At 72.0% G+C, this 24,662-nt stretch carries 26 protein-coding genes and 1 pseudogene; 21 read left to right on the top strand and 6 right to left on the bottom strand.

Annotated elements, in window-relative coordinates:
- Positions 1 to 66 precede the first annotated feature (66 nt).
- Together dnaJ and OHB44_RS27080 are read left to right on the top strand one after the other, a co-directional pair.
- Complete coding sequence (gene dnaJ / locus OHB44_RS27085) at positions 67 to 1,212, top strand: molecular chaperone DnaJ (RefSeq protein WP_181518639.1); 1,146 nt, start codon at positions 67 to 69, stop codon at positions 1,210 to 1,212.
- Between the two features lies 1 nt (position 1,213).
- Positions 1,214 to 1,948: a 16S rRNA (uracil(1498)-N(3))-methyltransferase gene (locus tag OHB44_RS27080; RefSeq protein WP_330438604.1), complete on the top strand. Its 735-nt coding sequence runs from the start codon at positions 1,214 to 1,216 to the stop codon at positions 1,946 to 1,948.
- Between the two features lie 19 nt (positions 1,949 to 1,967).
- On the opposite strand, the gene ppk2 is transcribed toward OHB44_RS27080, so the two are convergent.
- Both ppk2 and OHB44_RS27070 read right to left on the bottom strand, forming a co-directional pair.
- Positions 1,968 to 2,879 carry a polyphosphate kinase 2 gene (ppk2, locus tag OHB44_RS27075; protein ID WP_330438603.1) on the bottom strand — a complete coding sequence of 304 codons (912 nt, stop codon included), beginning with the start codon at positions 2,877 to 2,879 and terminating at the stop codon, positions 1,968 to 1,970.
- 72 nt (positions 2,880 to 2,951) lie between these two features.
- Positions 2,952 to 3,713 carry an SDR family NAD(P)-dependent oxidoreductase gene (locus OHB44_RS27070; protein ID WP_330438602.1) on the bottom strand — a complete coding sequence of 254 codons (762 nt, stop codon included), beginning with the start codon at positions 3,711 to 3,713 and terminating at the stop codon, positions 2,952 to 2,954.
- A 98-nt stretch (positions 3,714 to 3,811) separates the two neighbouring features.
- On the opposite strand from OHB44_RS27070, the gene OHB44_RS27065 reads away from it, so the two are divergent.
- The 8 genes from OHB44_RS27065 to OHB44_RS27030 all read left to right on the top strand — a co-directional run bounded on the left by OHB44_RS27065 (position 3,812) and on the right by OHB44_RS27030 (position 11,227).
- Entirely contained in the window at positions 3,812 to 4,171 is a 360-nt protein-coding gene (locus OHB44_RS27065) for a histidine triad nucleotide-binding protein (protein WP_266304666.1), read from the top strand.
- Entirely contained in the window at positions 4,168 to 5,565 is a 1,398-nt protein-coding gene (locus tag OHB44_RS27060; protein ID WP_330438601.1) for a serine hydrolase domain-containing protein, read from the top strand. The genes OHB44_RS27065 and OHB44_RS27060 overlap by 4 nt, the downstream gene beginning before the upstream one ends.
- A gap of 131 nt (positions 5,566 to 5,696) precedes the next feature.
- Complete coding sequence (locus tag OHB44_RS27055; RefSeq protein ID WP_266304668.1) at positions 5,697 to 6,755, top strand: PhoH family protein; 1,059 nt, start codon at positions 5,697 to 5,699, stop codon at positions 6,753 to 6,755.
- 15 nt (positions 6,756 to 6,770) lie between these two features.
- Entirely contained in the window at positions 6,771 to 7,244 is a 474-nt protein-coding gene (gene ybeY, locus OHB44_RS27050; protein WP_030491788.1) for an rRNA maturation RNase YbeY, read from the top strand.
- The gene (locus OHB44_RS27045) at positions 7,220 to 8,644 is read left to right on the top strand and encodes a hemolysin family protein (protein ID WP_266305287.1); all 1,425 of its coding nucleotides are present in this window, start codon (positions 7,220 to 7,222) and stop codon (positions 8,642 to 8,644) included. Before ybeY ends, OHB44_RS27045 begins: the two co-directional genes overlap by 25 nt.
- Positions 8,637 to 9,023: a cytidine deaminase gene (locus OHB44_RS27040; RefSeq protein ID WP_266304669.1), complete on the top strand. Its 387-nt coding sequence runs from the start codon at positions 8,637 to 8,639 to the stop codon at positions 9,021 to 9,023. The genes OHB44_RS27045 and OHB44_RS27040 overlap by 8 nt, the downstream gene beginning before the upstream one ends.
- 5 nt (positions 9,024 to 9,028) lie before the next feature.
- Positions 9,029 to 9,925: a GTPase Era gene (gene era, locus OHB44_RS27035; protein ID WP_091409997.1), complete on the top strand. Its 897-nt coding sequence runs from the start codon at positions 9,029 to 9,031 to the stop codon at positions 9,923 to 9,925.
- 153 nt (positions 9,926 to 10,078) lie between these two features.
- Positions 10,079 to 11,227 carry an acyltransferase family protein gene (locus OHB44_RS27030; RefSeq protein ID WP_266304670.1) on the top strand — a complete coding sequence of 383 codons (1,149 nt, stop codon included), beginning with the start codon at positions 10,079 to 10,081 and terminating at the stop codon, positions 11,225 to 11,227.
- On the opposite strand, the gene OHB44_RS27025 is transcribed toward OHB44_RS27030, so the two are convergent.
- Complete coding sequence (locus OHB44_RS27025; RefSeq protein WP_266304671.1) at positions 11,214 to 12,023, bottom strand: DUF4097 family beta strand repeat-containing protein; 810 nt, start codon at positions 12,021 to 12,023, stop codon at positions 11,214 to 11,216. The two genes, OHB44_RS27030 and OHB44_RS27025, sit on opposite strands and share 14 nt — an antisense overlap.
- Positions 12,024 to 12,125: 102 nt before the next feature.
- Here OHB44_RS27025 and recO point away from each other — a divergent pair, with 102 nt between their 5' ends.
- The 5 genes from recO to OHB44_RS27000 all read left to right on the top strand — a co-directional run bounded on the left by recO (position 12,126) and on the right by OHB44_RS27000 (position 15,349).
- Positions 12,126 to 12,992 carry a DNA repair protein RecO gene (gene recO, locus OHB44_RS27020; protein ID WP_266304672.1) on the top strand — a complete coding sequence of 289 codons (867 nt, stop codon included), beginning with the start codon at positions 12,126 to 12,128 and terminating at the stop codon, positions 12,990 to 12,992.
- Between the two features lie 4 nt (positions 12,993 to 12,996).
- Complete coding sequence (locus OHB44_RS27015) at positions 12,997 to 13,809, top strand: isoprenyl transferase (protein ID WP_266304673.1); 813 nt, start codon at positions 12,997 to 12,999, stop codon at positions 13,807 to 13,809.
- 71 nt (positions 13,810 to 13,880) lie between these two features.
- Positions 13,881 to 14,066: a hypothetical protein gene (locus OHB44_RS27010; RefSeq protein ID WP_030336441.1), complete on the top strand. Its 186-nt coding sequence runs from the start codon at positions 13,881 to 13,883 to the stop codon at positions 14,064 to 14,066.
- Between the two features lie 330 nt (positions 14,067 to 14,396).
- Complete coding sequence (locus tag OHB44_RS27005) at positions 14,397 to 14,597, top strand: thioredoxin reductase (protein ID WP_238670381.1); 201 nt, start codon at positions 14,397 to 14,399, stop codon at positions 14,595 to 14,597.
- Positions 14,591 to 15,349, top strand: a complete 759-nt coding sequence (locus OHB44_RS27000) for a pirin family protein (RefSeq protein ID WP_330438596.1) — start codon at positions 14,591 to 14,593, stop codon at positions 15,347 to 15,349. The genes OHB44_RS27005 and OHB44_RS27000 overlap by 7 nt, the downstream gene beginning before the upstream one ends.
- A gap of 124 nt (positions 15,350 to 15,473) precedes the next feature.
- On the opposite strand, the gene gndA is transcribed toward OHB44_RS27000, so the two are convergent.
- Both gndA and OHB44_RS26990 read right to left on the bottom strand, forming a co-directional pair.
- On the bottom strand, positions 15,474 to 16,916 hold the full coding sequence (gene gndA / locus OHB44_RS26995) for an NADP-dependent phosphogluconate dehydrogenase (protein ID WP_330438595.1): 1,443 nt from the start codon (positions 16,914 to 16,916) through the stop codon (positions 15,474 to 15,476).
- Between the two features lie 189 nt (positions 16,917 to 17,105).
- Complete coding sequence (locus tag OHB44_RS26990) at positions 17,106 to 17,402, bottom strand: thiamine-binding protein (RefSeq protein ID WP_196919265.1); 297 nt, start codon at positions 17,400 to 17,402, stop codon at positions 17,106 to 17,108.
- A gap of 290 nt (positions 17,403 to 17,692) precedes the next feature.
- Here OHB44_RS26990 and OHB44_RS26985 point away from each other — a divergent pair, with 290 nt between their 5' ends.
- Positions 17,693 to 18,115, top strand: a complete 423-nt coding sequence (locus OHB44_RS26985) for a hypothetical protein (RefSeq protein WP_330438594.1) — start codon at positions 17,693 to 17,695, stop codon at positions 18,113 to 18,115.
- 356 nt (positions 18,116 to 18,471) lie between these two features.
- Here OHB44_RS26985 and OHB44_RS26980 read toward each other — a convergent pair.
- A pseudogene (locus OHB44_RS26980) lies at positions 18,472 to 19,089 on the bottom strand (energy-coupling factor transporter transmembrane component T); the annotation flags it as partial.
- A gap of 114 nt (positions 19,090 to 19,203) precedes the next feature.
- Between OHB44_RS26980 and OHB44_RS26975 the strand changes: the two are divergent.
- The 5 genes from OHB44_RS26975 to OHB44_RS26955 are packed head-to-tail and all read left to right on the top strand — an operon-like array spanning position 19,204 to position 24,577.
- Entirely contained in the window at positions 19,204 to 20,739 is a 1,536-nt protein-coding gene (locus tag OHB44_RS26975) for a hypothetical protein (protein WP_330438593.1), read from the top strand.
- A 4-nt stretch (positions 20,740 to 20,743) separates the two neighbouring features.
- A complete protein-coding gene (locus tag OHB44_RS26970) occupies positions 20,744 to 21,169 on the top strand; it encodes a hypothetical protein (RefSeq protein ID WP_266304678.1) in 426 nt (141 codons plus the stop codon).
- Positions 21,166 to 21,747: an FHA domain-containing protein gene (locus OHB44_RS26965; protein ID WP_330438592.1), complete on the top strand. Its 582-nt coding sequence runs from the start codon at positions 21,166 to 21,168 to the stop codon at positions 21,745 to 21,747. The genes OHB44_RS26970 and OHB44_RS26965 overlap by 4 nt, the downstream gene beginning before the upstream one ends.
- A gap of 8 nt (positions 21,748 to 21,755) precedes the next feature.
- Positions 21,756 to 22,559: a protein kinase domain-containing protein gene (locus OHB44_RS26960; RefSeq protein WP_330438591.1), complete on the top strand. Its 804-nt coding sequence runs from the start codon at positions 21,756 to 21,758 to the stop codon at positions 22,557 to 22,559.
- On the top strand, positions 22,556 to 24,577 hold the full coding sequence (locus tag OHB44_RS26955) for a cation:proton antiporter domain-containing protein (RefSeq protein ID WP_266304681.1): 2,022 nt from the start codon (positions 22,556 to 22,558) through the stop codon (positions 24,575 to 24,577). Before OHB44_RS26960 ends, OHB44_RS26955 begins: the two co-directional genes overlap by 4 nt.
- Positions 24,578 to 24,662: the final 85 nt, after the last annotated feature.

Genomic DNA, 24,662 nt, shown 5'->3' with positions numbered 1-24,662 from the left:
GCCGATGCGGCCGGCTGCGGCCGCCGACCGGCGCAACGCGAGACGAACATGAGGACACGGAACGCAGTGGCCAGGGACTACTACGGCATTCTCGGTGTGAGCCGGGAAGCCTCCGATGACGAGATCAAGCGCGCCTACCGCAAGTTGGCGCGCCAGTTCCACCCGGACGTCAATCCGGACCCGGAGGCTCAGGAGAAGTTCAAGGACATCAACGCCGCGTACGAGGTCCTCTCGGACGACCGGAAGCGGCAGATCGTCGACCTGGGTGGCGACCCGCTCGCCCCTGGTGGTGGCGGCGCCGGTGGCCCGGGTGGGCCCGGAGGCGCCGGCCCGTTCGTCGGTTTCCAGGACATCATGGACGCGTTCTTCGGCGGTGCCGGAGGTGGCGCGCGTGGCCCACGGCCGCGTACCCGCCCGGGCGCCGACGCGATCCTGCGGCTCGAACTCGACCTGCACGAGACGGCCTTCGGCGTCGAGGCGCCGATCACCGTCGACACCGCTGTGCTCTGCACCACCTGCTCCGGCGCCGGCACTGCCGCCGGCACGCACCTGGCGACCTGCGAGGCGTGCGGCGGTCGGGGCGAGGTGCAGTCGGTGCAGCGCACCTTCCTCGGCCAGGTGGTCTCCGCCCGGCCGTGCACCGTGTGCCAGGGCTACGGCACCACCATCCCGCACCCCTGCCCCACCTGCGCCGGCGACGGCCGGGTGCGGACCCGCCGCTCGCTGACCGTCAAGATCCCGGCCGGCGTCGAGGACGGCATGCGGATCCGGCTGGCCCAGCAGGGCGAGGTGGGCCCCGGCGGCGGCACCGCCGGCGATCTCTACGTGGAGATCCACGAGCGCCCGCACGACGTGTACTCCCGCAAGGGCGACGACCTGCACTGCCGGGTCACGGTGCCGATGACGGCGGCGGCCCTGGGCACCCGGCTGACCATCAAGACGCTGGACAGCGAGGAGACCGTCGACGTCAAGGCCGGCACCCAGCCGGCCAGCACGCTGCGACTGCGCGCCCGGGGCGTGCCGCACCTGCGCGGCACCGGCCGAGGCGACCTCTACGTGCACCTGGACGTGCGGACGCCGACCAAGCTCGACCCGGACCAGGAGAAGATGCTGCGCGACTTCGCCAAGACCCGTGGTGAGGAGGTCGCCGAGCTGTCCAAGCAGGGCGGCTTCTTCTCCCGGATGCGCGACGCGTTCAACGGGCACGCCTGAGGTGTCCGCGCCGCTGTTCCTGGTGGAGGCGCTGCCCACCGGTGACGCGCTGACACTGGACGGCCCGGAGGGGCACCACGCCGCCACAGTGCAGCGACTGCGCGTCGGCGAGGAGCTGCTGCTCGCCGACGGTCGGGGTGGCACGGCCGCCGCCGTGGTCACGGCCGTCGGCCGGGGCAGCCTGGAGGTCAGCATCACCTCCCGGGGGTACGCGGACGCGCCCGTACCTCGTCTGGTGACAGTGCAGGGCATCGCCAAGGGCGACCGGGGCGAGCTGGCCGTGCAGGCGATGACCGAGGTCGGGGTGGACGAGATCGTGCCCTGGGCGGCCTCGCGTTCGGTGACCCAGTGGCGCGGTGACCGGGGCGTACGCGCCCGGGAGAAGTGGGTGGCCACCGCCCGGGAGGCGGCCAAGCAGGCCCGCCGGCCGTGGCTGCCGGTGGTGGCCGGTGCGCCGGACGAGTCCACCGCCACTGTTGCCCGTCGGATCGCCGGCGCCGCCGCCGGGTTCGTGCTGCACGAGGAGGCCGAGGACCGGCTCACCACCGCCGAGCTGCCCTCCACCGGCGAGATCGTGCTGGTGATCGGCCCGGAGGGTGGCATCGCCCCGGCCGAGCTGACCGCCTTCGCCGAGGCCGGCGGGCGACCCGTACGTCTCGGGCCGGCCGTGCTGCGTACCTCCACCGCCGGCGTGGCGGCCCTCAGCGTGCTCGCCACCCGCCTCGGCCGCTGGTGACAGCGGGCCTCGGGCTCGTTCAGGGCCGGGGAAAGACCGGCACCACCTCTTCCTCGGGCCCCAGGTCCAGCCCGGCCGGCCCGATGATCTGCGGGTCCGGTGCGCCGACCACCTCGGGGTCCTTGCCGGTGTAGTCGAAACGGTGCAGCACGTGCCGCATCGCCTCGAGCCGGGCCCGCTTCTTGTCGTTGCTCTTCACCACCGTCCACGGCGCGTCGGCCGTGTCGGTCCAGAAGAACATCGCCTCCTTGGCCTCGGTGTACTCGTCCCACCGGTCGAGTGAGGCGATGTCCATCGGGGACAGCTTCCACTGCCGGACCGGGTCGACCTGGCGGATCGCGAACCGGGTGCGCTGCTCGTTCTGGGAGACGGAGAACCAGAACTTGACCAGCCGGATGCCCGAGCGCACCAGCATTCGTTCCAGCTCCGGGGCCTGCCGCAGGAACTCCAGGTACTCCTTGCGGCTACAGAAGCCCATCACCCGCTCCACACCGGCCCGGTTGTACCAGGAACGGTCGAACAGCACGATCTCACCGGCCGCCGGCAGGTGCGCCAGCCACCGCTGGAAGTACCACTGGGCGGCTTCCCGCTCGTCCGGCTTGGCGAGCGCCACCACCGACGCGCCACGCGGGTTGAGATGCTCCATGAAGCGTTTGATGGTGCCGCCCTTGCCGGCCGCGTCCCGGCCCTCGAAGAGGATCACCAAACGCTCGCCGGACTCCTTGATCCAGTCCTGGAGTTTCAGCAGCTCGATCTGGAGCAGCCGCTTGTCGTGGTCGTACTCCTCGCGGTCCAGTCGCTCGTCGTACGGGTAGTCCTCGCGCCAGGTCTCGACGGGGGTGCCGTCGGGGCGGAGCAGGACAGGGTCGTCGTCGTGGCCGTCGGCCACCCGGTAGTCGGCGGTGAGGTCCAGCAACGCGGAGTCGGCCATGTCGGTGGGACTTACCCTCCCGCGAACCGCGAACCACCTCCCCGGTCGGGTGATCTGCCGAATGCGTCGACCTCAGCTGCGCAGGTAGGAGGCGCCGTTGAGGTCGACGATGGTGCCGGAGGCCCACTCGGACTGCGGCGAGGCCAGCCAGTGCACGGCGGCGGCGATCTCCTCCGGTTGGCCGACCCGGTCGAACGGGCTCTGCGCCCGGATGGCCGCGCCCCGCTCGCCGCGCAGGTGCTCGGTGGTCATGTCGGTCGCCACGAAGCCCGGCGCGACGGTGGCGACAGTGATGCCGTACGGCGCGAGCGCCACGGCGAGCGACTGGCCCAGCGCGTTCAGCCCCGCCTTGCTGGCGCCGTACGCCGGCTGCTCCGGTTCGCCGCGGAACGCGCCACGGGACGAGACGTTGACGATCCTCCCGCCGCGTTCGCGCATGTGCTGGGCGGCGCACCAGGTGACGTTGCCGGCGCCGGTCAGGTTGGTCTCCATGACCTGCCGCCAGCGCTGCTGCCACTCCTCGTACGAGGCGCCGAAGATCGGGTGCGGGTCGTCGCGGTCGCCGTACGTCCCGGCGTTGTTGACGAGCACGTCGAGCCCGCCGAGCAGTTCGGCGGCGCGGTCCACCATGACCCGGACCGCGCCCGGATCGGTGAGGTCGGCGCGGACCACGACGTGCCCGGTGCCCGGCAGTTGCGCGCGCAGTTCCTCGGCCGCGTCGGCGGAGTCGCGGTGGTGGATGGCCACCCGGTCGCCGCCGGCTGCGAACGCCGTCGCCACGGCGCGGCCGATCCCGCGCGAGGCCCCGGTCACGAGTACCGCCCGATCCGTCATGCCGGCCATCCTGCCTCAGCCGTGTCTTCCTCTTCGAACGGGCCGGCGGCGCATGCTGCGCCGGAGCGCCCCGGCCCGTTGGTCCTTACACTGCCCCGATGGGATCCGACTGCCTGTTCTGCCGCATCGTCGCCGGGGAGATCCCGGCCACAGTGGTCCGGGAGACCGAGACCACGCTCGCCTTCCGCGACATCGACCCGAAGGCGCCGGTGCACGTCCTGGTCATTCCGAAGGAGCACTACGCCGACGTCGCCACGCTCGCCCAGGGCGACCCGGCGCTGGCGGCCGACGTGCTGGCGACGTCCGCCGCCGTGGCCGAGGACGAGGGGCTGCTCGGCGACGGTTTCCGGCTGATGTTCAACACCGGCGCGTACGGCGGGCAGGAGGTCTTCCACGTGCACGCGCACCTGCTCGGCGGTGCGCCGCTCGGCCCGATGCTCGCCCGGGACCTCGCGTGACCCCAGGTGCGGCGCCCGGCTCCGGGGTGAACGAGCACCTGGACCGGTTGGTCCGGCGGGTGCAGGCCGACGCCCGGGTGCCGGCGGTGTCCGCGGCACTGCACCGGGCCGACCGACCGCTCTGGAGCTGCACTGTCGGCGAGACCGGCACCGCCGGCCCTCTGGACGCGGGCACCCAGTTCCGGATCGGCTCGATCACCAAGACGTTCACAGCGGTGCTGGTCCTGCAGTGCCGCGACGACGGGCTGCTGGACCTGGACGACCCGGTGGGCCGGCACCTGGACCTTCCGGCGCACGGCGAGCTGACAGTGCGCCGGTTGCTGTCGCACACCGGTGGCCTGCAACGCGAGCCGTTCGGCGATGTGTGGGACAGCCTGCGCGCACCGGACGACCGCCAACTTGTCGCCGAGCTGGACCGGGCCGAGCGGGTGCTGCCGACCGGCCGGCGGTTCCACTACTCGAACCTGGGCGTGGCCGTGCTCGGTCAACTCGTCGCCCGGCTCCGGGGTGGCAGCTGGGCGCAGGCGCTCACCGAGCGGATCCTGACGCCACTGGGGCTGACCGACACCACTGTGACCCCACGGCCGACGGCGGCCACCGGGTTCCTGGTCGACGCGTACTCCGACGAGGCGCACCCGGAACCGCCGACCGACTTCGGCGCGGTCGGCCCGGCCGCCCAGCTCTGGAGCACCGCCACCGACATGGCCCGCTGGGCGGCGTTCCTGGCCGACCCGGCGGCGCTGGACCCGACCGGCGCGGTCCTCGCCCCGGCCACCCTGGACGAGATGCGCTGGCCGCTGACCACCACCGACGAGACGCTCTGGGGCGCGGGCTTCGGGCTCGGGCTGATCCTGATCCCGCAGGGGGAGCGGGTGATGCACGTGGGGCACGACGGGGCGATGCCCGGGTTCCTCGCCGGGGCGTACGGCCGTCGCGGCGGTGACGGCACACCCGGGGCGATGGGCGCCGCGGTGCTCGGCTCGTCCGGCACGGCGAGCGAATTGTTCGATCTGTCGCACCGGCTGCTCGCCGTGGCGGTCGAGCACGACCCGGCCGAGATCGAGCCCTGGCGGCCCGGCGCACCCGCACCGGCGGCCCTGCGGGGTGCTCTCGGCCGCTGGTGGGGAGAGGGCTCCGAGTATGTCTTCTCGTGGCACGACGGCACCCTGCGGGCGCGCGGGGTCGGTGACCCGGCCGGACGTCCGCCGGCGATCTTCACCCCGCTGCCGGACCAGCCGGACGTGTTCCGGGTGGTCTCCGGCCGGGAGGTCGGGGAGCTGCTGCGGCTGACCCGGGACGAGGCCGGCGCTGTGGTCCGGATGCACTGGGCGACGTACCGGTTCACCCGCCACCAGGAGACCTTCGACAGGTACGACTTCCGGGCCGGGAGTTGATCGCGGCCAGCGGAAATGGGCGCGATGCGGCCCGCGTTGAACCGATACGATGGGTGTAACGTCCGCACGCCAGGCCAGGAGGCCGGCGCCGAGATCGAGAGCAGGTGGCGCAGGGCCCTTCGGCCCAACCTATGACCGGCACCCCACCTCCCGGCCCGCCCCGGGTGCAGACCAGGATCACCGTGCCCGACCCGAAGATCATGGTCAATCTGCTCGGCGCAGGCGACGAGATCCTCAGACTCGTCGAACGCTCGGTCACCAGTGACGTGCACGTCCGCGGCAACGAGATCACCATCACCGGTGACCCCGCGGACAACGCCCTCGCCGAGCGGGTCTTCAGCGAGCTCCTCGAACTCATCGAGAAAGGCGAGACCCTGACCAGTGACGCCGTCCGGCGTACCGTCGGCATGCTCGAGCAGGGCAGCGCCGAGCGGCCCGCCGAGGTCCTGACACTCAACATCCTCTCCCGGCGCGGGCGCACCATCCGCCCCAAGACGCTCGGGCAGAAGAAGTACGTCGACGCGATCGACACCCACACCATCGTCTTCGGCATCGGCCCGGCCGGCACCGGAAAGACCTACCTGGCGATGGCGAAGGCCGTCCAGGCGTTGCAGGCCAAGCAGGTCAACCGGATCATCCTCACCCGGCCGGCGGTCGAGGCGGGCGAGCGACTGGGCTTCCTGCCCGGCACGCTCAACGAGAAGATCGACCCGTACCTGCGCCCGCTCTACGACGCGCTGCACGACATGCTCGACCCGGAGACCATCCCGAAGCTGATGGCCGCCGGCACGATCGAGGTCGCCCCCCTCGCCTACATGCGGGGTCGGACGCTCAACGACGCGTTCATCATCCTGGACGAGGCGCAGAACACCACGCCCGAGCAGATGAAGATGTTCCTCACCCGACTCGGCTTCAACTCCAAGATCGTCGTGACCGGTGACATCACCCAGGTGGACCTTCCCGGCGGGACGAGCAGCGGCCTGCGGGTGGTTCGGGAGATCCTGGAAAACGTCGAGGACGTGCACTTCTCCCAGTTGTCCAGCTCTGACGTGGTCCGCCACCAGCTGGTCGGGGAGATCGTCGACGCGTACGCCCGCTGGGACGCCGAGCGGGAGAACCAGCAGGCGCAGGGCGTTCACGCCGTGCCTGGGCGACCCGCCCAGGGCGGCCGGGCCGCCCGCCGCCGCTAAAGCAGAGGAAAGCAGTTGTCCATCGAGATCGCCAACGAGTCCGGTGTCGACGTCGACACCGACGCCGTGCTCGCCGTCGCCCGGCACGCCCTCGACGAGATGGGGGTCAACCCCCTCGCCGAGCTGTCAGTGCTGCTGGTCGACATCGACTACATGACCGAGCTGAACCACCGCTGGATGGGTGGCGACGGCCCGACCGACGTGCTCGCCTTCCCCATGGACGAGGGCAGCGTCGACCACGGCCCGGGTGAGTCGGCGCCGGCCGGCGGCGAGCCCGCACTGCTCGGCGACATCGTGCTCTGCCCGGAGGTGGCGGCCAAGCAGGCCGCGACCGCCGGGCACGCGCCGGCCGACGAGCTGCACCTGCTCACCGTGCACGGTGTGCTGCACCTGCTCGGCTACGACCACGCCGAGCCGGAGGAGGAGCGGGAGATGTTCGCACTCCAGGCTCGGCTGCTGGCGAGCTGGCGGTCGACCCGCACCCAGTGATGTCCACTCCTCCGTTACTCGCGGCCGGCGCCACCGCCGGCCTTCCCGACTTTCAGCTGATCGTCTTCGCGGCCGGTCTGGTGGTGCTGGCCGGCCTGATCGCGATGACCGAGGCGGCCCTCGCCGCTGTGTCACCGGCCCGAGCCGCCGAGCTGGCCCGCGACGGCGTGCGCGGCGCCCGTACCCTCCAGGTCGTGGCCGGCGACGTCGTCCGGCACCTCAACCTGCTCCTGCTGTTGCGGCTGCTTGCCGAGCTGACCGCCACCACGCTGGTGGCGCTCGTGGCGGTGGACAGCTTCGGCGCCGGCTGGCGGGCCGCGCTGGTGACCGCCGGCGCGATGACGGTGGTCAGCTTCGTGGTCGTGGGCGTCGCCCCGCGCACCATCGGCCGGCAGCACGCCTACGCCGTGGGTCGTGCGGTGGCGCCCCTGGTCCGCTGGTTGGGCCGGGCGCTCAACCCGCTCGCGTCGCTGCTGATCCTGATCGGCAACGCGGTCACCCCGGGGCGCGGCTTCCGGGAAGGCCCGTTCGCCACCCAGGTGGAGCTGCGGGAGCTGGTCGACCTGGCCGAGCAGCGCGGCGTGGTCGAGCACGGCGAACGCCAGATGATCCACTCCGTCTTCGCGCTCGGCGACACCATCGCCCGTGAGGTGATGGTGCCGCGTACCGAGATGGTGTGGATCGAGGAGGGCAAGACGCTCGCGCAGGCGCTGGCGCTCTTCCTGCGCTCCGGTTTCTCCCGCATCCCGGTGATCGGCGAGAGCGTGGACGACGTGCTGGGGGTGCTCTACCTCAAGGACCTGATCCGGCGCTCCCGTGGCGGGGACCCGGAGGCCGAGCAACTGCCGGTGGCCGAGCTGATGCGCCCGGCGACCTTCGTACCGGAGTCGAAACCGGTCGACGACCTGCTGTCCGAGATGCAGGCGGCCCGCAACCACCTGGTCATCGTGGTCGACGAGTACGGCGGCACCGGCGGTCTGGTCACCATCGAGGACATCCTCGAGGAGATCGTCGGTGAGATCACCGACGAGTACGATGTCGAGCGCCCGCCCGTCGAACGTCTGGCGGACTCCTCGGTGCGGGTGACTGCTCGCCTGCCGGTGGAGAATCTCGGCGAGATGTTCGAGACCGACCTGCCCACCGACGAGGTGGAGACGGTCGGCGGTCTGCTCGCCCAGTCGCTGGGGCGGGTGCCGATCCCGGGTGCCGAGGCCGAGGTCGCCGGTCTCCGTCTGGTCGCCGAGGGCACCACCGGCCGGCGCAACCGGATCGACACCGTCCTGGTCAGTCGGGTGGAGCCGGGCGACGAGCAGGACACCGCGGGGCGCGGCGCGCACGCCGGCCCGGGGGACGACACTGACAACTATCGAGACGACGAGAGGCAACCCGCCGATGCCTGACACACCCGCCGCGCCTGCCGCCCGGCCCACCCCCACCGCGTCGGGCGCCCTGAGCGCCGAGGACGGCAAGCTCGTCGTCCTGGCCCGGGGAGCCCGCGCGCGGGTCGGTGCCGTGGAGGGCGCCGCGGTTCGCGACCAGGACGGCCGGACGTACGCGGCGGCCAGTGTCGCGCTGCCGTCGTTGACGCTCACCGCGTTGCAGCTGGCGGTCGCTTCGGCCGTGGCGGCCGGGGCGACTCGGTTGGAGGCGGCGGTGGTGGTCACCGAGGCGTCGACGCTGGATGGTGCCGGGCACGCTGCGGTACGCGACCTCGCGGCGGACGCACCGGTCCACGTGGCCGCTCCGGACGGCACTGTCCTCGGCACGGTGACGCAGTGAGCCCGGTGCAGGACCCGGAGGCGCGTCCGTACCGGGCCGGGTTCGGCTGCTTCGTCGGTCGCCCCAACGCCGGCAAGTCGACGCTGACGAACGCCATCGTCGGCACCAAGATCGCCATCACCTCGAACAAGCCGCAGACCACCCGGCACGTCATCCGCGCGGTGCTGCACCGACCGGAGTCGCAGCTGGTCCTCGTCGACACGCCGGGCCTGCACCGCCCCCGTACGCTGCTCGGCGAGCGTCTCAACGACCTGGTCCGGTCCACCTGGACCGAGGTCGACGTGATCGGCCTGTGCATCCCCGCCGACGAGCCGGTCGGGCGCGGTGACCGGTTCATCACCGGCGAGTTGGCCGAGTTGAAGGCGACAGTGCTGGCGGTGGTCACCAAGACCGATCTGGTGGACAAGCGCCGCCTGGCCGAGCAGCTGCTGGCGGTCAGCAAGATGGGGGAGTTCGCCGAGATCGTGCCGGTGAGCGCGGTGTCCGGGCACCAGGTGGACACCCTCGTCGACGTGATGACCAAGTACCTGCCACCGTCGCCGCAGCTCTACCCGGACGACATGCTCACCGACGACCCGGAACAGGTGCTGGTCGCCGAGCTGATCCGGGAGGCCGCCCTGGAGGGGGTCCGCGACGAGCTGCCGCACTCCATCGCCGTGGTGGTGGAGGAGATGATCCCCGAGGGTCAGGTCATGAAGATCTACGCCGACCTGTACGTGGAGCGGCCCAGCCAGAAGGCCATCGTGCTCGGGCACAAGGCGAGTCGGCTCAAGGAGGTCGGCACCAACGCCCGCAAGCAGATCGAGGAGCTGCTCGGCGGTCGGGTCTACCTCGACCTGCACGTGCGGGTCGCGAAGGATTGGCAGCGCGACCCGAGGCAACTGCGCAAGCTGGGCTTCTGACCCACCTCGTCGACCGTGCCCGACCGGCGGCACTATCGCCCTCGGTCGGGCCGCCGGGGATGTTCACGCTCGGTTGAGATGGCTGTCGTTTGGTGCGGGCGCCACGCAGGGTAGGAAAGTTCTACCCCGCGTCCCCGACCGAGATGCAGGCTGATGCGCAACAGGTACCTCGACCTCCTCCGTGCCCTGGCCATCGTTCGAGTGGTGGTCTACCACGTCACCGGATGGGCGACCCTCACCCTCGTCTTCCCCGCCATGTCGGTGATGTTCGCGCTGGCAGGCTCGCTGATGGCCGCGTCGCTGACCCGGGTCGGGCCGGCGGCGGTCGGGCGTCGGCTGCGTCGACTGCTGCCGTCGCTGTGGGTGCTCGCTGTGGTCTTCGTGCCGGCCATGCTGTTCAGCGGGTTGTCGGTGACCCCTCGGGTGCTGCTGTGGCTGTTCCCGATCACCGACCCGCCGGCCAATCACTGGGGCGCGCTGGCGCTGAGCATCATCTGGTACCTGCGTGACTATCTCTGGTTCGTGCTCGCCTCGCCGGTCGCGCTCTGGCTGTTCCGGCGTGCCCCGCTGATGACCCTGCTCGCCCCGTACGTCCTGCTGGTGACGATCGAGGTGGGGATCTACCCGGCGCCGCCGGTGCTGCGCGAGTTCGGGCTCTACTTCGGTGCGTGGCTGCTCGGCTTCGCCCACCAGGCCGGGATGCTGCGCCGACTCTCCGGCCGGGTGTTGTACCCGGTGGCGCTCGCCCTCGCCGTGGGCGGCGGCGCCTGGATCGTCGCGCATCCCGGGCCGCGCGGGTACGACCTGAACGACAACCCCCTGGGCAACGCCCTCTGGTCGGCCGCGTTCATCCTGATCGTGCTGGGCCGGGCGCCGGCCGGGGTGGCCTGGCTGAGCCGGAGCCGACCGGCCGACCGGGCGGTGACAGTGCTCAACCGGCGGGCGCTCACCGTCTACCTCTGGCACATGCCGTTCGTGGTGGCGCTCACTCCGCTGGTCGACGTGGTGGGCTGGTCCCACCAGGACCCGGTGGGCCTGGCCATCCGGGTGCTGCTGGTCTTCGCCCTGGTGGGGCTGGTCACCCTGGCCGTCGGCTGGGTCGAGGACGTCGCGGCCCGCCGCCGTCCGGAGCTGATCCCTGGTGGTCCGGTGGAGTCCGCCGACGCGGCGGCCCGGTCGGGTGCCGACTCCAGGGCCCGACCGGGTGCCGACGCTGCTGACGCTACCGGGGCGACCGTCGGACGAGCTGTGGCGCCGGCGCAGCGCACGGCCGGGGCCAACGTCGAGATCAGCGCTGGCTGATCGTGAGGTTGCCGCTGTTTGCCGAACCGTCGAGCACCAGGGACGCCGCCGGGTTGTCGGTGACGGTGACGGTCTTGTCGCCGGAGTCGGCGCTGGACCGGACCCGGTAGCTGCCCTGCGGCACCACAAGCGTGACGTCACCGCTGGAGGCGTGGACCCGGGCCGAGGCGGGCTTGTCCAGCTCGACGTTGACATTGCCCGAGCTGGCCTCGGCGTCGACAGTGCCGCCCAACCGGCGTGCGCTGATGTCTCCGGACGAGGCGCGCAGCCGTACCGCCGCGGCGGCCTCACTCACCTCGATGTTGCCGGAACGGGCCTCCACCCCGACCGCGCCCGACGCACCGGAGATCCGCACGTCGCCCGAGCGCACCTGCAGCTCCACGGTGCCGACCCGACTCAGCTCGACGTTGCCGGAGCTGGTCTCGCCCTGCACCGCCACACCCTCCGGCACCGTCACCTCGTACGAGACACTGCACCGTGAGCCACAGTCGGTGTCCAGCACCAGCTCGCTGCCCTTGATCTCGTAGCGGGTGTTGTCCGGTTCGCCGCCCTGGTAGCGAACCACTCGCTTGATCCGCACCTCGGACGCCGGGCCGGTGCCGCGGACCACCACGTCGCCCGAGCCCCCGGAGAGCCGGACCGTGGTGATCCGTACCGCCTCGGTGTTGTCGTAGTCGAGCCGACGGAACGACAGGTTGTCGCACCCGGTGAGCACGATGAGCGTGGTGGCGAGCCCTAGCGCGACGGGAGCGGCGACGCGACGACGGCGGGGGGTGGTGGTCAGGTGCAGTGCCATGACCAGCACGCTACGACCGAGCACGAGGTGGCCGCATCGGGGTTCATCCGCGCTTGCACCCCGAACCAACCCTGATTTCACACCCCGAGGGAGAATGGTCCGATGGCCGGGTATCGCCGACAGCTCTACCGCGACGACGCGGTGGTGCTGCGTGTGCAGAAGCTCGGCGAGTCCGACCGGATCATCACCCTGCTCACCCGCCGGCACGGCCGGCTGCGGGCTGTGGCTCGAGGGATCCGCCGCACCACCAGCAAGTTCGGCGCCCGGCTGGAGCCGTTCGGCCACGTCGACCTCCAGCTCGCCGGTGACCCGAAGGGCAACCACGGCAGTTCTCTGCACACGGTGAGCCAGGTCGAGGGCATCGACCTGTACGGGAAGCGGTTCCTGGGCGACTATCCGCGCTACACGGCGGCCAGCGCGATCGCCGAGACCGCCGAGCGGCTGACCCCGGTGGAACGGGAGCCGTCGCTGCGGCTGTTCCAGCTCACCATTGGCGCGCTGAAGGCGCTGTCCCGGGGTGAGCACGCCACCACCCTGGTGCTCGACGCGTACCTGCTGCGCGGGATGTCCCTGGCCGGCTGGGCGCCGGCGCTGGTCGCCTGTGCGGTCTGCGGGACGCCCGGGCGGCACCGGGCGTTCTCGGTGCCGGCCGGCGGCGCGGTCTGTCCGGATTGTCGGCCACCCGGAGCGGCTCATCCCGCCCCGGCCACCATCGATCTGATGTCCGCGTTGACCTCCGGCGACTGGGTGATCGCCGACGCCACCGACGCCGCCGTACGTCGGGAGTGCAGTGGGCTTGTCGCGGCTCACCTGCAGTGGCACCTGGAGCGCGCGCTACGCTCGCTGCCGCTGGTCGACCGGGGTTCCTCGGCGGCCGGCACGGCCCCGCAGCCGGAGGGCACCGGGGCCGTGGTGCTCCGGCCACGCGGCGACGTCGAGGCCGGGGCGGACGGCGCGAACAGGGAGTGACCGAGTGATCCGATCGAAGAAGGCCGGCCGGCGCGAGCCGACGCCGCCGGTGCCACACCCGTCCGGGGCCCGCCCCCCGGCGCTGCCCACCGAGGCGGTGCCGAAGCACGTGGCGGTGGTGATGGACGGCAACGGCCGCTGGGCCAAGGACCGCGGGCTGCCCCGCACCAAGGGGCACGAGGCGGGGGAGCACAGCCTCTTCGACACCATCGAGGGCGCCATCGAGATGGGCATCCCGTACCTGTCGGCGTACGCGTTCTCCACTGAGAACTGGCGGCGCTCGCCCGACGAGGTCCGGTTCCTGATGGGGTTCAACCGGGACGTGATCCGTCGCCGCCGTGACCAGTTGGTCGACCTGGGCGTACGGGTGGTGTGGTCGGGCCGGCCCGGTCGGCTGTGGAAGAGCGTCATCTCCGAGTTGCAGACCGCCGAGGAGATGTCCCGCGACAACTCGACGCTGACCCTCCAGTTCTGCGTCAACTACGGCGGGCACGCCGAGATCGGTGACGCCGCCGCCGCGATCGCGCGGGACGTGGCGGCCGGCCGGCTGGATCCGGCGAAGGTCACCGAGAAGACCGTGGCGAAGTACCTCTACCACCCGGAGATCCCGGAGGTGGACCTGTTCCTGCGCCCCTCCGGGGAGGAGCGGATCTCCAACTTCCTGCTCTGGCAGACCGCGTACGCCGAGTTGGTCTTCCTGGACACGCTCTGGCCCGACTTCGACCGTCGCCACCTCTGGTACGCGTGCGAGTTGTACGCCCAGCGGGACCGACGCTTCGGCGGCGCGCTGCCCAACCCGGTCGCCCCGGTTATCTGAGCCGACGCGCTTACCCGCACGTCACTCTGGGTATCAGAGACGTCAGAAGTCACTGACGGAGGTGAACCCACATGATCCAGAAGCGCATTGCCCAGTGGGCGGTGATGGCGATCGCGGTGCCGCTGGCCGCGGCCGGTGCCCGCCGGCTCAGCCACACCCTGGAGGCCCGGCGTGGTCCCTCCGGGGCGACCCGGTTGCTGACCAAGGGTGCGGACCTGATCCGTCCGCAGAAGGCCAAGCGCCGCCGCTTCTTCTGACCACCCCAACTGTCCCCGGCGCCCTCCGCACCCCTCGTGCGGGGGGCGCCGCCGCATCCCTCCCGCCCCGCTCCGCATCCGCGCTCCGCCCCGCTCCGCTCCGCCCGTCGATCATGGAGTGGTGATGGCCGGATTGGGGGCATTTGTGACTTATGTTCATCACCACAACTCGATGATCGAAGCGACCCGGGGTCGGGCGCGCGGCCGGTGGGCGGGTTGGGGTGAGTGCGCTCGTTTCGGGGTCCTGCGCAAGGGCGGCGGGTAGGGTCCGGAGGTGGTGGGACGACGGCGGTTGGGGGGCAGATGCGCGATCTCCGCTTTAAGATGATCATGGCGTTGAACGCCGCCGACCTGGGCGACCCGATGTGCGAGCAGGTGGCCGAGATCTGTGCCGAGATCGCCGAGCAGCACTGCGCCGAGTTTGGCCACACACCTCAGCTGCGCACCGGTGAGATCGCCGAACTGGCCACCGGTGAGCCGGCCCTGACCTGGGCGCCGTCGACCCCCGACGCCGGGCAGCGTGCGTGGTGACCGCGCCCGCTGTCGACATCCGTCGTGCCGATGATCGCTTCGCCACTCGGATCTCCTGGCTGGACTCCAAGCACTCCTTCTCGTTCTCCCGGCACTACGACCCGGCCAACACCCACCACGGCCTGCTGCTGGTCAACAACGACGACGTGGTCCGACCCGGCGCTGGCTTCGAGACCCACCCGCACCAGGACATGGAGATCGTGACCTGGGTGCTGCGCGGTTCCCTGGTGCACCAGGACTCCACCGGGCACTCCGGAGTGATCTACCCGGGCCTGGCCCAGCGGATGAGCGCCGGCACCGGCATCCTGCACTCGGAGAAGAACGACGCCTGGCGGCTCAACAACCAGGAGCCGCACACCGACCCGGTGCACTTCGTGCAGATGTGGGTGCTCCCCGACGAGCAGGGCGTCGACCCCGGCTACGAGCAGCTCGAGATCGAGGACGAGCTGCTCCGCGGGGGCCTGGTGCCGATCGCCTCCGGAATGGACCGCTACGACGGCGCGTCCGCGATCCGGATCCGCAACCGGTACACGACACTGCACGCCGCCCGTCTCGCCCCCGGCGACGAGGTCACCATCCCGGACGCGCCCTACGTGCACGTCTACGTGCCCGACGGCACTGTGACCCTGGAGGGCAGCGGTCCGCTCGGCAGCGGCGACGCGGCCCGGCTCACCATGACCGGTGGCCGACGGGTGACCGCCGACGAACCGGCCGAGATCCTCGTCTGGGAGATGCACGCCACTGTCGCCTGACCGTCACCCGCGCGGCCTCACCCACGATCTCGCCCGAACGTGGATGTAGTGGCCTCCCCGTCGGGGGAGACCACTACATCAAGGATCGAGCAGGGTCACCGTGGCGCGCAGGGCGCCACCCCGGCTACGCCGGCGACTCGGTGCGGTCGGCGGCCCAGGTGGTGTGGAACGAGCCCTCGCGGTCCACCCGCTGGTAGGTGTGCGCGCCGAAGTTGTCCCGCAGACCCTGGATCAGCGCGGCGGGCAGCCGCTCCGCGCGCAACGCGTCGAAGTACGCCAACGACGACGAGAACGCCGGCGTCGGCACACCGGCCCGGGTCGCGTCGGCCACCACCCGTCGCCAGCTCGGCACGCCAGCGCTGACCGCCTCGGCGAAGTACGGCGCCACCAGCAGCGTCGGCAGGTCGGGCTGCTCGTCGTACGCCTCACGGATCCGGTTGAGGAAGCGGGCCCGGATGATGCAGCCGCCCCGCCAGATCGTCGCGGTGCCGCCAAGGTCGATGTCCCAGTTGTATTCCTGGCTGCCCGCGCGAATGTGGTCGAAGCCCTGCGCGTACGCGACGATCTTGGAGGCGAGCAGCGCCCGGCGGACGTCCTCGACGAACGTGTCCCGGTCGGTGACCTGCCACTTGTCACCCGCGTCGGGGAACGCCCGGCGGGCCGCCTCACGCTGGTCGACGTGCCCGGAGAGCGAACGGGCGAACGTCGCCTCGGCGATCCCGGTGATCGGGATGCCCAGGTCCAGGGCACTCTGCACGGTCCACCGACCGGTGCCCTTCTGCTCGGCCCGGTCCTGCACGATGTCCACGAACGACCGGCCGGTCGCCGCGTCGGTGTGCGCGAGCACGTCAGCGGTGATCTCGATGAGGAACGACTCCAGCTCGCCGTTGTTCCACTCTCGGAAGATCTCCGCGATCTCGGCCGGCGTTGCGTCCAGGCCGGCCCGGAGCAGGTCGTACGCCTCGGCGATGAGCTGCATGTCGGCGTACTCGATGCCGTTGTGCACCATCTTGACGAAGTGCCCGGCGCCGTCCGGCCCGACGTGCGTGCAGCACGGCACGCCGTCCACCTGGGCGGCGATCTTCTCGAACATCGGGCCGAGCTTCGCGTACGACTCGGCGGAGCCGCCCGGCATGATGCTCGGCCCACGCAGCGCGCCCTCCTCGCCACCGGAGACGCCGGTGCCGCTGAAGTGCAGCCCCTGCGCCCGCAGCGCCTCTTCCCGGCGACGAGTGTCGGCGAAGTGGGCGTTGCCACAGTCGACGATGATGTCGCCCTCGTCGAGCAGAGGCACCAACTCGTCGATCACCGCGTCGGTGGGCGCGCCGGCCTTCACCATGACGATGACCGCGCGGGGTCGTTCCAGTGACGCCACGAAATCGGCCATCGTCTCGCCCGGCAGGAACGTCCCCTCGTCGCCGTGCTCGGCGACCAGGCTGCGGGTGCGCTCCGGCGAGCGGTTGTGCACTGCCACCGTGAAGCCGTTGCGGGCCAGGTTGCGGGCCACATTGCGACCCATCACCGCCAGCCCGGTCACACCGATTTGTGCCCTCGCCTGATCAGCCATTCGTGCCGCCACCTCTCGTCACACCACTATCAGCGCTTGGAAACTTACCGTGATGTGAGCCGATACGGACCAGTGATCGACGTCCCGTTACTGCACGTGATGTGGACATCGCCGCTGGCGGCTCGGGCTATCGACACTGGTCGGCGAGCCCCGCACAGGGAAACGTGTCGTCATCCGGCGCCGCGCGCGTCAGCCTTCGGCGAGACGGGCTTCGATTCGGGCGATCTTCCCGGTCAGCGCGTCGGTGACCCCGGGCCGGACGTCGGCCTTGAGCACCACACTCACCCGGGGCGCCCGCGCGGCGACCACGTCGACCGCCTGCTTCACCACCGCCATCACCTCGTCCCACTCGCCCTCGACGGTGGTGAACATGGCATCGGTCCGGTTGGGCAGGCCGGACGCACGGACCACCCGCACCGCCTCGGCGACCAGGTCACCCACGGAGTCGTCGCCGCCGAGCGGGGTGATCGAGAACGCGATCAGCATGTGCCGATCCTGTCAGTAAAAAGGGATGCGCGTCGGTCGGGCGGTGGCTACGGTACGAACATGCGTAACTGACGCCCCACTTCCGAGCCGGCCCGCCGTCCCGCGTCGCGGTCCGCGCGCTCCCGGGCGTCCCGCATTCCCTCCCCGCCGTTCGGCGGCGATGGCCCTGCCTGGCCCCGGTGAGCAGTCCCTTCCCCACTCGACCGTCGCGCAACGGCGGTCACCAGCCGATCCGACCGACCGCCGCAGCGCGGGACCGGCCGTGCCGGTCGGCAATGAAGGAGGCCCGGATGCCTGCCAGGCGTAACCCGAAGAAGACCCGTACCCCGAGAACGACGCCGCTCGGCGTCGACCCGGCGGCCGCCCACGGCCCGCTCCCCACCACCCTCCCGGCCCTCGACCCCGCTGTCGAACCGGCCCTGCCGGCGCTGCGGGCCGAGCCGGCGCTGCCGGCGGTGCTGGTGGAACCGGCCCTGCCGGCCGAGCCGGCCCTGCCGGCGGTGCTGGTGGAGCCGGCATCTGGCCTGGGCGAGGTGGCGCCGCCGGTCGATGTGCCGGCAGCGGTCGACGCGCCGACGGTGGGAGATCTGCCCAAGCCAGCCGCACGACCGAAGGCGCCGACAGCAGGGCCACCGCAGGGTGGCGGCAACCGCTCCGGCGGCCGCAGCCAGCAGGCCGGCCAGGCCCGCCGCTACGCCTTCCGCCGCAGCTGATCGAGCCGCCCACCCCGCCCCGCCCGCCCGAGGCCGCCCGGCCCCGCCGCGCCCCACCCCGCCCCGGATCGCCCGGCCTAACCCACCCCGCCCCGGATCGCCCGGCCTAACCCACCCTGCCCCGGGCCGCCCGGCCCCGCTGCGCCCCGTGATCTTGCACTTCCTGTCCTCGCATAAACGGTATATCGGGATGAACCAACAACAGAATTCGCAAGATCGGCGTAGGCGGGCGAGGGCGGGGGCGCTGGGCGCGGGGTGGTGACAGCAACATCAGGGATGTAGTGGCCTCCATGGCGAGCGAGGCCACTACATCCCTGATGTTGTGTGGATCTTGGCCCAGCGGGGGGTGGGCGGGGTCAGCTGATCAGGGGGCGGAAGGCGCCTAGGAGGATGCTTGTGGTCAGGGCGGCTCCGGCCAGCACGAACGCCCCGGCGATGAGGAGGGCGTCGGCGCGGGTGAAGTGCTGCCGCCGGGCGACGGTACGCGGGGTGCCGGCGTCGAATTCGCGGGCGTCCATCGCCACCGCCAGCCGGGTGCCCCGGCGGATCGCCCCGACCAGCAGGGCGAACGCGGTGGAGGCGAACAGCCGCAGCTTGGCCACCGGATCGCGGCCGGCGTCCACCCCGCGCGCCCGGCGGGCCATGCTGATCATCTGCCATTCCTGACCGAGCAGCGGCACCAGCCGGAACGCCGCCAGCGCCCCGATGGCGAACCGGGCCGGCGCCTTCGCGTTCTGGACCAACGCGTCGGCCAGGTCGGTGGGGTCGGTGGTCGCGAAGACGATCACACCGGGCAGCGCCACCGCGAACACCCGAAGCACCAGGCCGAGCGCGGTGAGCAGCACGCCGGTGCTCACCAACACCGGCCCGGCGTCCAACAGGACCCGGCCGGACCGGTCGGCGGCGAACAGCACCAGGATGCCGGCGGCGCTGAGCAGTAGGCGTAGGCGCACCGGAGAAACCAGTGGGGCCCGGCCGCGGCTGGGGTCCGTTCCCGGATTCGCGGGGCAGCGGGGCGTCGGCCGCCGTGCTAGAAACTCTCCGACGTGGCACGGGCGGGGCGTGCCGCGCGAACGGGGAGCGGTCTGGTGGAACAACAGGAGGCGGCCGGAGATCTCAACTCCGAACTGCTGGCCAGCGACGTGTGGACCGATGAGATGCTGGCCGGCGCCGGCATACCGGTGGTGGATGTCCCGTTCGTGACGGTCGGCGGCGGGATCGGCTCCTTCGTCACTGTGGACTACCTCCGCATCGCCGGAGTGGCTGCCGACCGGATCCGGGTGCTGTCCAACATCGACCATCCCTGGCAGACGTACGAATATCTGACCCGGGTGTCGCAGATTCCGCGCCACGAGCGGATCCGCTCCGACTCGTCCTCCCGGCCCGACAACATCTGGGGCTTCCCGTCGTACGCGGTGGCGGAGGCCTGGCAGGAGCGCAGCCTTCGGCCGCTGCTGCACGTGCTGGGTGAGCCGCTGTTCACCGACTACTGGACGCCCCGGGCCGGGCAGGTGTTCGCCGGCCTGGAGCGGGAGGCGGAGCGGATCGGATACCGGGACATGCTGGTCGACGGCGTGGTGCGGATGGTCCGGCGGCGTGCCGGGGGCGGCTACTTCACCATCCTCACTCCGCCGGCCGGCAGCTCGTCGACCCGGCGGGTTGCCTACCGGTCCCGATTCGTGCACCTCGCGGTCGGCTATCCCGGCCTGCGTTTCCTGCCGGACCTGCAGCAGTTCCGCGAGACCCACCAGGATTTCGAGCACGTGGTCAACGCCTACGAGCCGCACGAACACGTGTACGAGGTGCTCAAGACCCGGCCGGGCACCGTGCTGGTCCGGGGCGGCGGCATCGTCGCGTCCCGGGTGCTGCAGCGCCTGATGGACGACCGGGAACGGCACGGTCTGGGTACCGAGATCGAGCACCTGTTCCGCACCTATGTCAGCGGCGCGCACGGGCCGCACCCGTGGCTGCGCCGCCGGGGCGGCGACGGATGGGCGTACCAGGGGTTCAACTATCCCAAGTCGGTGTGGGGCGGCCAGCTCAAGGCCCGGATGCGCCGCCTCGAGGGCGCGGACCGGGCCGCCGCGTACGCCGCGATGGGCGGCACCAACACGCCGAAGCGCCGCCGCTGGCAGGAACAGATGCGCGCCGGCCGGAAGGGCGGCTGGTACCGCACCTGGCAGGGCACGGTCGACCAGGTGGAACCGACCGCCGACGGCCGGATCGCCAGCCGGGTCACCGGCGACGCCGGCACGAGGACGCTGCTCGCGGACTACGTCATCGACTGCACCGGCTTGGAGGCCGACATCGCCGAGCACCGAGTCATCGCGGACCTGCTCGAACATGGCGGCGCCGGCCGCAACCCGGTCGGCCGCCTCGACGTGGAGCGGCACTTCGAGGTACGCGGGACAGCGAGCGGCGACGGTGCCCTCTACGCCTCGGGCACGGCTACCCTCGGCGGCTACTTCCCCGGCGTGGACACCTTCCTGGGGTTGCAGATCGCAGCCCAGGAGATCGCCGACGACCTGGCGCGCCGAGGCTTCGGCGCCCGCCTCGGGCCGGTGCGCTCCACCGTGGAGTGGGTGCGGTGGATGCGTGGCCGGCCTGCCGGTCAGAAGGGCTGAGACGATGGTGCCCACCCTCGCCGGACGGATCCAGACCCGGCTCGTGCTCCTGGCGGTCGTCGGCTCACTCGTGACCGCGATCGTGACCCCGCTGCTGCCCTCCGGTGTCGGCTACCGGGACACCTTCGGGGTGCTGCTCGCCGTCGCCGTCCTCGGCGTCGGCTGGGAGCTGGTCTACCACCTGCTCATGCAGTTCCGCTGGGAGAAGGACTGGCCGCTGCTGTTCGGTCTGGGCACGGGGGTGCCCGAGGCGGCGCTGATCTGGCTGCTGCTCGACCACCACGCGCTGCCGGGGCTCGCCGGGCCACCTCCGCTCGGTGCGTTCCTGCTGCACTTCTCGGCGGTCTGGCTGGCGGTCTGGCTGGTCGCCAACGGCCCGATGCGGGTGCCGTTCCTGCGCTGGCGCTTCTTCGGCGGGCGGCTCGGGTGAGCGGCCGGGAGCCGGACCCGGCCGTGCCGTTCACCGCGGTGCTGCTCGTCGCCGGCGCCACCGAGGTGGTCGCGACGACGGCCGGTGAGCCGACGGTCGTGCTGCCGGCGATGGTCGAGGGCGTGGACTGCCGGAACGGCCACTTCAACGACCCCGGGCTGCGCTACTGCCAACGCTGCGGCATCGCCATGCATCAGCAGACGCTCGCCACCCGGCTGGCGCCGCGGCCGCCGCTCGGCGTGCTGCTCACCGACGATGGGGTCACCTTCCGGCTGGACACGGACTATGTCGTCGGGCGCCGTCCGGAGCAGCATCCGGACGTCCGGGCCCGGCGGGCGCGGCAGGTCCGGCTCACCGGCGAGATCTCCGGAGTCTCCCGCCTGCAGTTGCGGATCCAGCTGCGCGGCTGGCAGGTGGCGGTGGTGGACCTAGGCTCCGCCAACGGCACCATGCTGCGCGAGGCAGCGGACGCCGACACCCGGCGGGTGCCCGCCGGCGAGCCGGTCGTGATCCGGCCCGGCACCCAGATCGAGTTCGCCGCACGGTGGCTGCGGTACGAATCCCACCGGAACCCCTGAGGAAGCCCGTGCGCGGCATCGCCGACTACACCTTCATCCGCCCGCTCGGCTCAGGTAACCACGGGACCTTCTACCTGGCGAACCGGCCGGCCCGGCTCCCGATCCCGGCCGACCTGGTCGCCGTCAAGGTGCTGCACGCCGAGTCCGAGGAGACGGCGTTCCGGCGGGCGACCCGAGAGCTCGCCGCGTTCGCCGCGGTCAGGTCCCCGTGCCTGGTCGACCTGTACGACGCGGGTCAGCACGACGGCTTCTTCTACTACTCGACCGAATACCTGCCGGACGGCTCGCTAGCCCAGCCCGCCGTACCGGTCGACCGGTCGACCGCGCTGCGGGCGCTCGCCGACGCGGCCCGGGCGCTGTCGGCCCTGCACGCTGCGGGCATCGCGCATCGCGACATCAAGCCGGGGAACGTGCTCCTGCGCGACGGTGGCGGTCGGCTGGCCGACCTCGGCCTCTCGCAGATCTTCACCGAGGGCGCCACCATCACCGGGATGGGGTCGGCCGACTCGGTCGAGTACGTCGACCCGGCGGTGCTCCTCGGCGACCCCGCCGGACCCGACGGTGACGTCTGGTCCCTCGGCGCGACCGTGCACCGGGTGCTCGCCGGCAGCGGCGTCCACGGCGAGTTGCCCCCGGGAAACGCGCTGCTCGCCCTGCGGGCGGTGCTCGCGCGGCCGCCCCGCGTCGACCCCGACCTGCCGGACGCGCTGCGCGGGCTGGTGGCGGACTGCCTGGCGCCCGCGGGCGACCGTCCCACCGCGGCGCAGGTCGCGGCCCGGCTCGACGGGATCGCCGCGGAGAACGAGGCGTGACCGCGCACGCGGTCGGCCAACTCCTGCTCGCCCTGGCCGTCGTGATTGCGCTCGCCCGCCTGCTCGGGGCGGCGGCGAAGCGCCTCGGGCAGCCGCCGGTGGTGGGCGAGATCGTGGCCGGTGTGCTGCTCGGTCCGACCATCTTCGGCGCCGAGCTGAGCGGGCGGCTGTTCCCCACCGAGATCCGGCCCGCCCTGTCCGGGCTCGCGAACGTCGGTCTCGTGCTGTTCATGTTCATCATCGGCTACGAGCTGGACCAGTCCCTGGTGCGGGGCCGGCTGCGGGCGGCGGCCGCGGTCTCGCTGGGATCGATCGTCGTGCCACTTGGCCTCGGCGTCGGTCTGGCCGGGTGGTTGGCGGGGCGGCACGACGTCGACCGGGTGGTGCCGTTCGCGTTGTTCCTCGGCGCCGCGATGGCGGTCACCGCCTTTCCGGTGCTGGCGCGGATCCTCGCCGATCGGGGGATGGTCCGGACGGAGTTGGGCGGGCTGGCGCTTGCGAGCGCCGCCGTCGACGACGTGGTCGCCTGGTGCCTGCTGGCCGGGGTCGTCGCGGTGGGCGGTGCGGAGGCCGGATTCCCGTGGCAGGTGCTGCTCGTGGCACCGTACCTGCTGGTGATGTTCGGCTGGGTGCGGCCGATGCTGCGCCGGTTGACGGTCGTCCGGGCACGTGCCGGCCGACTCACCCCGGACGTGCTCGGTGTCATCCTGGTCGGCCTGCTGCTGTCCTGCTACGCCACGGAGCTGCTCGGCCTGCACGCCATCTTCGGTGCCTTCGTCTTCGGCGCGATCATGCCGCGGGTGGACGGTGCGGCGCTGCGGGAGGAGATCCTGGAGCGCCTGGAGCAGGTCTCCGTGCTGCTTCTGCTCCCGGTCTTCTTCGTGATCGCCGGGCTCCAGGTCGACCTGTCCCGGATCGGTCTCTCCGGTGTGGTGGACCTCGCCCTCATCCTCGTCACGGCGATCGGCGGCAAGTTCGTCGGCGCGTACCTCGGCGCCCGCTCGCAGCGGGTCGCCCGACGGCCGGCGGGGGCGCTCGCGGCCCTGATGAACACCCGTGGCCTCACCGAGATCGTCATCCTCACCGTGGGTCTGCAGCTCGGCATCCTCAACCCTGAGTTGTTCTCGCTGATGGTGGTCATGGCCCTGGTCACCACCGTGATGGCCGGGCCACTGCTCAATGTGATCTATCCCCGTCGCCTGGTGGACCGGGACATCGCCCAGGCACAGCGGGCCGCGCTCGGTGGGCCCGACACCCACCGGGTGCTGGTGGTCGTGCCGGAGGGTGAGCGGGCGGCCGAACTGACCGCGCTCGCGGTCGACCTGGCCGGATCCCGAAGACCCGCCGAGGTGGTGCTGAACCGCCTGCTGCCGTACCCGGTAGCCGCCGTGGAGGTCGGTGCGGGCCTGCACACGGAGCTGGCGGGGATGACCGCCGCGATGGGGGAGCTGGCCCGGTTGGCCGAGTCGGTCCGCAGCGCGGGTCTCGGCGCACCGGTGCTGGTGCGGTATGCGACCGACCCCCGAGGTGAGCTGGCGGGCGAGGTGGCGACGGCGCAGCCGGCCGTGGTGCTGTCCACCCAGCCCGCCGACGTGGACGTGCCCGACGCGGTGTGGGTCACGGCGCACCGGTTGCCGGCCCGCCCATGGCCCGCCGTGGCGGTCGCCGCGGGCGGCGCCGACGGGCCGGCTGCGCTGCGGGTGGCCGCCCAGCTCGCGGCGGGCGCGGGGGTGCCGCTGGTGGTGGAGCCGGTCGGTTCCGGCGGCGGGGCCCGGCGGGCCAACGCGGCGGTTCGCGCGCTGGTCCGGCAGGGGGTGACCGTGGACACTGGCGGGGAGGCGCCGACGGGGGTCCTACGGATTGCCGGCCGCGACGCCGCCTCCGACGGGGCGCACCTCACCGTCCAGGGTGGAAGGTCGGTGGACGCCGCCGCTGGGCAGTGGTTGGTTCCGCCGCGGTCCCGGGATGAGCGGGACGGGTGCGATACTGAGCCGGCTCCCGGCGCGGACCGGGCGTGAGGCACGGAAGTGGGACGGGATGACGGGCGATACCACCGAAGACCTCCAGCCGTTGCGCCCTGGCGATCCCCGGCACCTCGGGACG

This window comes from Micromonospora sp. NBC_00821, assembly GCF_036347035.1.
Lineage (GTDB): Bacteria > Actinomycetota > Actinomycetes > Mycobacteriales > Micromonosporaceae > Micromonospora > Micromonospora hortensis.
The sequence above is the reverse complement of the archived record's forward strand: the minus strand, read 5'-3'. Positions and strand labels throughout refer to the sequence as shown.

What these genes read in the sequence shown, in the direction of transcription:
- gndA (WP_330438595.1), bottom strand. Translation starts at nt 16,916, where the DNA reads ATGGCTGATCAGGCGAGGGCACAAATCGGTGTGACCGGGCTGGCGGTG.
- ppk2 (WP_330438603.1), bottom strand. Translation starts at nt 2,879, where the DNA reads ATGGCCGACTCCGCGTTGCTGGACCTCACCGCCGACTACCGGGTGGCC.
- OHB44_RS27010 (WP_030336441.1), top strand. Translation starts at nt 13,881, where the DNA reads ATGATCCAGAAGCGCATTGCCCAGTGGGCGGTGATGGCGATCGCGGTG.
- OHB44_RS27055 (WP_266304668.1), top strand. Translation starts at nt 5,697, where the DNA reads ATGACCGGCACCCCACCTCCCGGCCCGCCCCGGGTGCAGACCAGGATC.
- OHB44_RS26990 (WP_196919265.1), bottom strand. Translation starts at nt 17,402, where the DNA reads ATGCTGATCGCGTTCTCGATCACCCCGCTCGGCGGCGACGACTCCGTG.
- OHB44_RS27065 (WP_266304666.1), top strand. Translation starts at nt 3,812, where the DNA reads ATGGGATCCGACTGCCTGTTCTGCCGCATCGTCGCCGGGGAGATCCCG.
- OHB44_RS26970 (WP_266304678.1), top strand. Translation starts at nt 20,744, where the DNA reads ATGGTGCCCACCCTCGCCGGACGGATCCAGACCCGGCTCGTGCTCCTG.
- OHB44_RS27070 (WP_330438602.1), bottom strand. Translation starts at nt 3,713, where the DNA reads ATGACGGATCGGGCGGTACTCGTGACCGGGGCCTCGCGCGGGATCGGC.
- OHB44_RS27005 (WP_238670381.1), top strand. Translation starts at nt 14,397, where the DNA reads ATGGCGTTGAACGCCGCCGACCTGGGCGACCCGATGTGCGAGCAGGTG.
- OHB44_RS27025 (WP_266304671.1), bottom strand. Translation starts at nt 12,023, where the DNA reads ATGGCACTGCACCTGACCACCACCCCCCGCCGTCGTCGCGTCGCCGCT.
- OHB44_RS27030 (WP_266304670.1), top strand. Translation starts at nt 10,079, where the DNA reads ATGCGCAACAGGTACCTCGACCTCCTCCGTGCCCTGGCCATCGTTCGA.
- recO (WP_266304672.1), top strand. Translation starts at nt 12,126, where the DNA reads ATGGCCGGGTATCGCCGACAGCTCTACCGCGACGACGCGGTGGTGCTG.
- OHB44_RS27040 (WP_266304669.1), top strand. Translation starts at nt 8,637, where the DNA reads ATGCCTGACACACCCGCCGCGCCTGCCGCCCGGCCCACCCCCACCGCG.
- OHB44_RS26985 (WP_330438594.1), top strand. Translation starts at nt 17,693, where the DNA reads ATGCCTGCCAGGCGTAACCCGAAGAAGACCCGTACCCCGAGAACGACG.